Consider the following 10,182-nt stretch of genomic DNA (forward strand, 5'->3'; position numbering starts at 1 on the left):
GCACGGCACCACCACGACCCCCGGGACCACACCGCCCTCAGCAGCCGCAGCCCGCAGCATCGCCAGATCAGCGAACGCCTGCGAACCCTCACCCAACACCAGCCAGTCATCCACCACACCGGCCGAACCACCCACCGGCACCACCGACCACTCCACCCGGAACAAGGCATCGCCGTGTCCGCCGCGGGCCCCGGAGAGCTGGTCGGGCGAGAAGGTCCGCAGCGCCAGGCTGCGCACGGAGGCGACCGGCACGCCCTCGGCGTCCGCGATCTCCAGCGCCACCGCGTCCTTCCCCGCGCGGGAGAGCCGCACGCGCAGCGTGTCCGCTCCCACGGCGTGGACCGCGACACCGCTCCAGGCGAACGGAAGGCGTCCCTGCCCGGTGTCCTCGACGAGCGAGCCGAGTCCGACCGCGTGCAGGACGGCGTCGAGCAGGGCCGGGTGCAGGGTGAACTGCGCCGGTCCGGGATCGATGTCCTCCCCGAGGCTCACCTCGGCGAAGACCTCCTCGCCCCGGCGCCAGGCGGCGCGGAGCCCCTGGAACACCGGACCGTAGCCGAAACCGGCGTCGGCGAGGCCCTCGTACAGCCCCTCCACCGCGACCGGCTCCGCCCCGGCCGGCGGCCACACGCCGAGCTCGAACGCCGGGGCCTCCGCCCCTTCGGCCAGGACGGCGGTCGCGTGGCGCAGCCACGGCTCGTCGTCCGGGGCGCGATCGGCGCGCGAGTGGAAGACGACGGACCGGCGTCCCTGCCCGTCGGGCGCGGCAACGGCGATCTGGAGCTCGATCCCGCCGTCGTCGGGAAGCACCAGCGGCGCCTCCAGGGTCAGTTCGTCGACCCGGTCGCAGCCGACCTGGTCACCGGCGCGCAGCGCCAGTTCCACGAACGCCGTGCCCGGCAGCAGCACCGTCCCGGCGACCGCGTGGTCGGCGAGCCACGGATGTGTCTCCAGCGACAGCCGGCCCGTGAGCAGCAGGCCCTCGGCGTCCGCCAGGGCCACGGAGGCGCCCAGCAGCGGATGGTCGGCGGAGCGGAGGCCGGCGGTGGTGACGTCTCCCCAGAGAGTTCCGGCGTCGAGCCAGTAGTGCTCCCGTTGGAAGGCGTACGTCGGCAGGTCGACACGCCGGGCGCCGGTCGAGGCGTAGAACGCCCGCCAGTCGACCGGGAGGCCGCGTACGTGCGCCTGGGCGAGAGCGGCGGTGACCGTCTCCGCCTCGGGCCGGCCGGAGCGGAGGGCGGGCGCGAAGACGGCCGCGTCCGCCTCGCCGGTCAGGCAGTCCTGGGCCAGCGCCGACAGGACCCCGTCGGGGCCGAGTTCGAGGTACGTGGTGACCCCGACGGCCTCCAAGGCCCGGACACCGTGCAGGAATCGCACGGCCTCGCGGACGTGACGTACCCAGAAGTCCGCCGACCCCATCTCGTCCGTGACCAGCGCACCGGTCAGGTTCGAGACAACCGGGATACGCGGAGCCTCGTAGGAGATGCCCTCCACGATCCGCCGGAAGTCGTCCAGCATGCCGTCCATGTGCGGCGAGTGGAACGCATGGCTCACGCTCAGCCGCTTCGTCTTACGACCCTGCTCCTCGAAGTGCTCGGCAATGGACACCGCGTCCGCTTCGTCACCCGCGACCACGACCGACTGCGGACCGTTGATCGCCGCGATGCTCACCCGGTCGCTGAGCAGCGGAAGAACCTCGTCCTCCGACGCCTGCACCGCGATCATCACGCCACCACCAGGCAGCGCCTGCATCAACCGGCCACGAGCCGCCACCAACCGGCACGCATCCTCCAGCGAGAACACCCCGGCCACATGCGCGGCCGCGATCTCACCGATCGAATGACCCGCCAGGAAGTCCGGCTTCACGCCCCAGCTCTCGACGAGCCGGAACAGCGCCACCTCGACCGCGAAGAGCGCGGGCTGGGTGAACTCCGTACGGTCGAGAGCAGCGGTGTCCGACCCGAACAGCACGTCCTTCAGCGGCAGGTCCAGGTGCGCGCACACCGCATCCAGCGCCTCCGCGAACACCGGGAACGCCTCGTACAACTCACGACCCATGCCCAACCGCTGGCTGCCCTGTCCCGTGAACAGGAACGCCAGCTTGCCCCGCGCGCCCGCCTCGCCGCGCACGATGCGGGCGGTGGTCCCGCCCGTGGAGAGCGCGGCCAGGTCGGTGAGGGCGCTGTCCGGGTCGGCCGCCAGGACAACGGCGCGGTGTTCCAGGGCGGCGCGACCGGTCGCCAGGGAGAAGCCGACGTCGGCCGGGGTCGCCCCGTCCGGACGGCCGCGCAGGTGGGCGAGCAGACGTCCGGCCTGGGCGTGCAGGGCCTCTTCCGTACGGCCCGAGACGGGCCAGGGCAGTACGGGCGGCACCGACAGCGGGCGCGGGGCCTCCTCGCCGTCCGCCTCGGGGGCGGAGGGCTGGTGGGCCTCGTCCGGCGGGAGCGGGGCCTGCTCGATGATGGTGTGCGCGTTGGTGCCGCTGATACCGAACGACGACACGGCGGCGCGGCGCGGGCGGCCGGTCTCCGGCCAGTCGACCGACTCCCTGAGCAGGGAGACGGCCCCGGCGGCCCAGTCGACGTTGGTCGACGGCTCGTCGACGTGCAAGGTCTTCGGGATGCGGCCGTGGCGGATCGCCATGACCATCTTGATGATGCCGGCGACACCGGCGGCGGCCTGGGTGTGCCCGAGGTTGGACTTGACCGAGCCGAGCCACAGGGGGCTGTCCTCGGTGTGCTCGCGGCCGTACGTGGCCAGCAGTGCCTGCGCCTCGATCGGGTCGCCCAGCGTCGTCCCCGTACCGTGCGCCTCGACGACGTCGACCTCGGCGGCCGTGAGCCGGGCGTCGGCCAGGGCCTGGCGGATGACGCGCTGCTGGGACGGACCGTTCGGGGCGGTCAGCCCGTTGCTGGCGCCGTCCTGGTTGACCGCCGAGCCACGGACCACGGCCAGCACCGGGTGGCCGTTCTTGCGGGCGTCCGACAGGCGCTCGACGAGCAGCATGCCCGCGCCCTCGGCCCAGCCGGTGCCGTCCGCCGAGTCCGCGAAGGACTTGCAGCGGCCGTCGAAGGACAGGCCGCGCTGGCGGCTGAACTCGGTGAAGGTGCCGGGCGTGGCCATGACGGTGACGCCGCCCGCGAGGGCGAGGGTGCACTCGCCCTTGCGGAGCGCCTGGATGGCGAGGTGGAGCGTGACGAGGGAGGACGAGCAGGCGGTGTCGACGGTGAGCGCGGGGCCCTCCAGGCCGAAGGTGTACGAGACCCGGCCGGAGGCGATGCTGCTGGATCCGCCGGTGCCCAGGTACCCCTCGACCTCTTCGGGTACGGCGCGCAGCCGGGAGGCGTAGTCGTGGTACATGACGCCCGCGAAGACGCCGGTACGGCTGCCGCGCACCGAGGTGGGGTCGATGCCCGCCCGCTCGAACGCCTCCCAGGAGGTTTCGAGGAGCAGCCGCTGCTGCGGGTCCATCGCCACGGCCTCGCGGGGCGAGATCCCGAAGAACGCCGGGTCGAAGCGGTTGGCGCCGTGCAGGAAGCCGCCTTCCTGCACGTAGCTCGTGCCCCGCCCGTCCGGGTCGTCGTCGAAGAGGCTCCCCATGTCCCAGCCCCGGTCGGTGGGGAAGGGGGTGATGGCGTCGGTCTCCTCGGACACCAGTCGCCACAGGTCCTCCGGCGACTCGACGTCCCCCGGGTAGCGGCAGCTCATCCCGATGATCGCGATCGGCTCCTGCTCCTCCGACTCGACCTCCTGAAGACGGCGACGCGTCTCATGGAGATCGGCAGTCACCCGCTTCAGGAAGTACCGGAGTTTTTCCTCATTCATGCGTGCATCCCTCGTACAGAAGCCAGAAAGACAGAGCCGTCGGTAAGGCGGGGCCGAGCCGCGAGCGGTCGTCGCATCAGGAGATTCCGAACTCCTTGCCGATGAAGTCGAAGAGGTCGTCGTCGGTCGCGGTCTCGAGGACCTCGGCCACGTCGTCCTCGCCGTCGCCCTCGGCCGCCCGGTCCCCGGCCTCGCTCCACGCGGCGAGCAGCGCCTGGAGGCGCTCGGTGATCCGGTCACGGCCGTCGTCGTCGGGCAGGGAGGCGACGAGCGTCTTCTCCAGCCGGTCCAGTTCGGCGAGCAGCGGGGGAACCGCCGCGGCGCCGTCCTGCCAGAGCTCGTCCCGCAGGTAGTCCACCAGCGCGGCCGGTGTCGGGTAGTCGAAGACGAGCGTGGCGGGCAGGCGTACCCCGGTCGCTCCGCCGAGCCGGTTGCGCAGCTCGACGGCGGTCAGCGAGTCGAAGCCGACCTCGCTGAACGACCGTGCCGGGTCGACCGCTTCGGGCCCGGCGAAGCCGAGGACCGCGGCCACGTGCGTGCAGACGAGGTCCAGCAGGGCCTCGTCCCGCGCGGCCGGCGAGAGCCCGGTCAGGCGCTCCCGCAGCGCGGTACCGCCGTCGGCACCGGTCTCGGCTGCACCCGCCGCACGGCGGACGGGCGTACGGACGAGTCCGCTGAGCAGCGGCGGGAGCATCCCGCCACCGCTCGCCTGCGCCCGCAGGGCGGCCAGGTCCAGCTTGACCGGCACGAACACCGCCTGCTCGGACGCCGAGGTGGCGTCGAACAGGGCCACACCCTCCTCGGCGGACAGCGCGGCCACACCACCACGGCCCAGCCTCGACACGTCCTCCGCGCCCAGCTCACCCGCCATGCCGCCTCCATCGGCGGCCCACAGGCCCCAGGCCAGCGACGTGCCGGCCAGACCGGCGGCCCGGCGGTGCTGCGCCAGCGCGTCCAGGAACACATTGCCCGCCGCGTAGTTCGCCTGACCCGCACCACCGAACACACCAGCAGCGGAGGAGAACAGCACGAACGCCGACAGATCCATGTCCCGGGTCAGCTCATGGAGGTTCCAGGCGCCGTCGACCTTCGGGCGCAGCACGCTCGAAAGACGCTCCGGCGTCAGGGACCCGACGACACCGTCGTCCAGCACACCGGCCGTATGCACCACGGCCGTCAACGGATGCGCCTCGGACACCTGAGACAAAGCCTCAGCCAGGGCGTCGCGGTCGGCGACATCACACGCCGCCCACGACACCTCAGCACCCAGCCCCGCCAGCTCCGCCGTCAACTCAGCCGCACCAGCAGCCTGCGCACCACGACGGCTGACCAGCAGCAGATGCCGCACACCCCGCTCCGCCACCAGATGACGAGCGAACAAACCACCCAGCGTGCCACCCGCACCCGTCACCAACACCGTGCCCGCGGCATCCAGCACACGACCACCGGCATCGGCCACAGCCGCACGGGCCAGCCTCGGCACCCGTACCGCACCGCCTCGGACGGTGAACTCCTGCTCGCCCGAGGCGAGCGCGGCGGTCAGGGCGCGGTAGGAGGCGTCGGTGCCGTCCGTGTCGGCCAGGACGAACCGGCCCGGGTTCTCCGACTGGGCCGAGCGCACCAGACCCCACACCGGGGCATGCACCAGATCCGTCACGTCCTCACCCGGCACGGCAGCCACCGCACCCCGGGTCAAGAACACCAACCGCGACCCCTCGAACCGCGCATCCGCCACCCACTCCTGGAGCAGCGACAACACCCGACCCGACTCCGCATGCACAGCCCCCACCACATCGGCGGCCTTCGGAGCCATCAGCGGGACGCAGACCACGTCCGGTACGTCGCGGCCGTCCCGACCGGCGTCGGCGAGCGCCGCGAGCCCGGTGTGGGCCTCGTATCGGACACCCACGGCGTCGAGTCCCGGGTGGCGGGCGTCGCCGGTGCCGCCGTCGTCCGCCAGCAGGGCCCAGGGACGCTGTTCGGCGGCGGACACGGGGGTGAGGGGCAGAGCCGTCCAGTCCACGTGGAACAGCGACTCCTGCCGGCCGCCGCGCGCGGCGCCGATCTGGTCGGGCGAGACCGTGCGCAGGACCAGCGACTCGACCGAGGCGACCGGCACGCCGGCCGCGTCGGCGAGGTGCAGCGACACCGCGTCGCGGCCGGCGGGGGCCAGCCGGACCCGTACGGCCGACGCGCCCGCCGCGTGGAGGGACACGTTGCGCCAGGCGAACGGCAGCCGTCCCTGGCCGGTGCTCTCCACCAGGCCGCCGAGACCGGCCGCGTGCAGCGTGGCGTCCAGGAGGGCCGGGTGGAGCCCGAAGCCCTCCGCCGCCTCCACGGCCGCCTCGTCCAGGGCGACCTCGGCGTACACCTCGTCGCCGTGCAGCCAGGCCGAGCGCAGGCCCTGGAAGACCGGTCCGTAGTCGAACCCGGCCGCGGCCATGCCCTCGTACAGCCCGTCGATGTCGACCGCCTCGGCGCCGGGCGGGGGCCAGGCGGTGAGGTCGAAGGCGGGGGCCTCCGCGCTCGTCGCGAGCACGCCGTCGGCGTGCCGCGTCCAGGGCTCGTCGGCGGGGGCGTCCTCGTCCCGGGAGTACAGGGCCAGGCTCCGCCGGCCGGAACCGTCGGTGGCGGAGACGGACAGCCGCAGTTGGACGCCGCCCCGCTCGGGCAGCACCAGCGGTGCCTCCAGCGTCAGCTCCTCCAGCATGTCGCAGCCGACCTGGTCGCCCGCGCGGACCGCCAGTTCCACGAAGGCCGTGCCCGGGAGGAGGACCGAGCCGAGGACGGCGTGGTCCGCGAGCCAGGGCTGGGTGGCCAGGGACAGCCGGCCGGTGAACAGGAAGCCGTCCGAGTCGGGCAGTTCGACGGCCGCGCCCAGCAGGGGGTGGTCCGTCGTGCCGAGCCCGAACCCGGTCGCGTCGCCGGGACCGGCCGGTGCCACGGCCGAGTTCAGCCAGTACCAGTCGCGCTGGAAGGCGTACGTGGGGAGCTCGACCTGCGTGGCGCGGGTCGGCGCGAAGTACGTCTCCCAGTCGACGGGCGTGCCGTGGGCGTGCGCCTGGGCGAGGGCGGTCGTGACGGTCTCGGCCTCGGGGCGGCCCTTGCGGAGGGCGGGCGCGAAGACGGCCGTGTCGGTGTCACCGGTCAGGCAGTCCTGGGCGAGGGCCGACAGGATGCCGTCGGGGCCGAGTTCGAGGTACGTGGTGACCCCGGCGGTCTCCAGAGCGCGGACGCCGTCCAGGAACCGTACGGCCTCGCGGACGTGCCGTACCCAGAAGTCCGCCGAACCCATCTCGTCCGTGACCAGCGCACCGGTCAGGTTCGAGACGACCGGAATGCGCGGGGTCTCGTACGCGAGCGTCTCCGCGACCTTGCGGAAGTCGGCGAGCATGCCGTCCATGTGCGGCGAGTGGAACGCGTGGCTGACCGTCAGGCGCTTGGTCTTACGACCCTGCGCTCCGAAGGACCCGGCGATAGCGACGGCCGCGTCCTCGTCACCGGCGACCACGACCGACTGCGGGCCGTTGATCGCCGCGATGCTCACCCGGTCGCTGAGCAGCGGAAGAACCTCGTCCTCCGACGCCTGCACCGCGATCATCACGCCACCACCAGGCAGCGCCTGCATCAGACGTCCGCGTGCTGCCACCAGCGTGCAGGCGTCCTCCAGGGACAGCACCCCGGCCACGTGCGCGGCGGCGATCTCACCGATCGAATGACCCGCCAGGTAGTCGGGCTTCACGCCCCAGCTCTCCAGCAGCCGGAACAGCGCCACCTCGACCGCGAACAGCGCGGGCTGGGTGAACTCCGTCCGGTCGAGGAGGTCGCCACTGTCACCGAACAGCGCGTCCTTGAGCGGCAGTTCCAGGTGCCCGCAGATCGCGTCCAGTGCGTCGGCGAACGCCGGGTACGTGTCGTACAGCTCGCGACCCATGCCGGGGCGCTGGCTGCCCTGGCCGGTGAACAGGAACGCCAGCTTGCCGGTGCCGCTCGCCGTCCCGCGCACCAGACCGGAGGCGGTACCGCCCTCCGACTCCAGCGCGCCGAGACCCCGCAGCAGCTCCTCACGCCCACCGGCCACGACCACCGCACGGTGGTCGAACCCGACCCGCCTGGTCGCCAGCGAGTACGCCACATCGACCGCAGCCGGAGCCGTCTCCGTCGAGGCGTCCAGCAGATGCGCCCGCAGCCGCGCGGCCTGACCCCGCAGAGCCTCCGGCGACTTCGCCGACAACACGTACGGCAGCACGGCCGGCGTACCCGCCACCGGCTCGGCACCGACCGCCACCGGCGGCGCCTCCTCGATGATCGTGTGCGCGTTCGTCCCGCTGATGCCGAAGGACGAGACACCCGCACGGCGCGGACGGCCGGTCTCCGGCCACGGCACGGCATCGGTGAGGAGGGCGACCGCGCCGTCCTCCCAGTCCACGTGCGGGGTCGGCTCGTCGACGTGCAGCGTCTTGGGCAGCACGCCGTGCCGAATCGCCATGATCATCTTTATGATGCCGGCGACACCGGCGGCCGCCTGGGTGTGACCCATGTTCGACTTGATCGAGCCGAGCCACAGCGGCTGGTCGGCCTCGCGCTCCCTGCCGTACGTGGCCAGCAGCGCCTGCGCCTCGATGGGGTCGCCCAGCGTCGTACCGGTGCCGTGCGCCTCCACCACGTCGATCTGGTCGCTGGTGAGGCCCGCGCTGGCGAGGGCCTGGCGGATGACGCGCTGCTGGGACGGGCCGTTGGGGGCGGTCAGGCCGTTGCTCGCACCGTCCTGGTTGATCGCCGAGCCGCGCACGACCGCGAGGACCGGGTGGCCCTTGGCGCGGGCGTCCGACAGCCGCTCGACGAGCAGCATGCCGGCGCCCTCGGCCCAGCTCGTGCCGTCGGCGGCGGCGGCGAAGGACTTGATGCGCCCGTCGGCGGCCAGACCGCGCTGGCGGCTGAACTCGGTGAACGTACCGGGGGTGGACATGACGGTCACGCCACCGGCCAGCGCCATCGTGCACTCGCCGTTGCGCAGCGCCTGGATGGCCCAGTGCAGGGCGACCAGCGAGGACGAGCAGGCGGTGTCGACGGTGACGGCCGGGCCTTCGAGGCCGAAGGCGTACGAGACGCGGCCGGAGGCGATGCTGCCGGAGTTGCCGGTGCCGAGGTAGCCCTCCACACCGTCCGGTACGGCCGTGATCCGGGTCGCGTAGTCGTGGTACATGACACCGGCGAACACACCGGTGCGGCTGCCGCGCATGGACGCCGGGTCGATGCCCGCCCGCTCGAACGCCTCCCAGGAGGTCTCCAGCAGCAGCCGCTGCTGCGGGTCCATCGCCACGGCCTCGCGCGGCGAGATCCCGAAGAACGCCGGGTCGAACCGGCCCGCGTCGTGCAGGAAGCCGCCCGAGCGCGTGTAGCTGGTGCCCTTGCCGTCCGGGTCCGGGTCGTACAGCGACTCCAGGTCCCAGCCGCGTCCCTGGGGGAACTCGGAGATGGCGTCGCCGCCACCCAGCACCAGGCGCCACAGGTCCTCGGGGGTCTCGACGCCTCCGGGGTAGCGGCAGCTCATGCCGACGATCGCGATCGGGTCGTCGGCGAACGCCGTGCCGGTGCGTACGGGCGATCCCGTGACCGCTCCGGCGGCCTCGGCGTCCCCGGTGAGACCCAGCACCTCGGTCCGCAGGTACTCCGCGAGCGCGTTCGGGGTCGGGTAGTCGAAGACGAGGGTGGCGGGCAGGCGTTCACCGGTGGCCGCGCCGAGCCGGTTGCGCAGCTCGACGGAGGTCAGGGAGTCGAAGCCCAGCTCCTTGAACGCGCGGTCGGCCGGTACCTCGTCGGTCGAGGCGTGGCCCAGTACGGCGGCCACCTCGCCCCGCACCAGCTCCAGCAGCGCCGCGTCCCGCTCGTCGGCGGGCAGGCCCGCCAGGCGGGTGCGGAACGCCGAGCCGTCCGCCGTACCGCTACCGCCCTGCCCGGCGGCCCGGCGCACCGGTACGCGGACCAGACCGCGCAGCAGGTCCGGGAGCATGCCGTTGCGGGCCTGGGCCCGGAGGGCGGGCAGGTCGAGCGGGAGCGGGACGAGCAGCGCGTCGGTGGTGCGGCCGGCCGCGTCGAAGAGGGCGAGGCCGGTCTCGGGCGCCAGCGCGCCGATGCCACTGCGGCGGATGCGCTCGCGGTCGGCTTCCGTGAGGTCGCCGCCCATGCCGCCCACACCGGCCCACAGGCCCCAGGCCAGGGACGTGCCGGCCAGGCCGGCCGCCCGCCTGTGCTGCGCCAACGCGTCCAGGAACACATTGCCCGCCGCGTAGTTCGCCTGACCCGCACCACCGAACACACCAGCAGCCGACGAGAACAACACGAACGCCGACAGGT

Annotated in this window: 2 protein-coding genes; both read right to left on the reverse strand. The window is 73.2% G+C overall.

What is annotated here, in order from left to right:
• Positions 1 to 3,825, reverse strand: a 3,825-nt coding sequence (locus ACF068_RS32105) for a type I polyketide synthase (protein WP_392277841.1), incomplete at its 3' end; no start/stop codon positions are given.
• 76 nt (positions 3,826 to 3,901) lie between these two features.
• Positions 3,902 to 10,182, reverse strand: a 6,281-nt coding sequence (locus tag ACF068_RS32110) for an SDR family NAD(P)-dependent oxidoreductase (protein ID WP_392277842.1), incomplete at its 5' end; no start/stop codon positions are given.

This window comes from Streptomyces sp. NPDC016309, assembly GCF_043077235.1.
Lineage (GTDB): Bacteria > Actinomycetota > Actinomycetes > Streptomycetales > Streptomycetaceae > Streptomyces.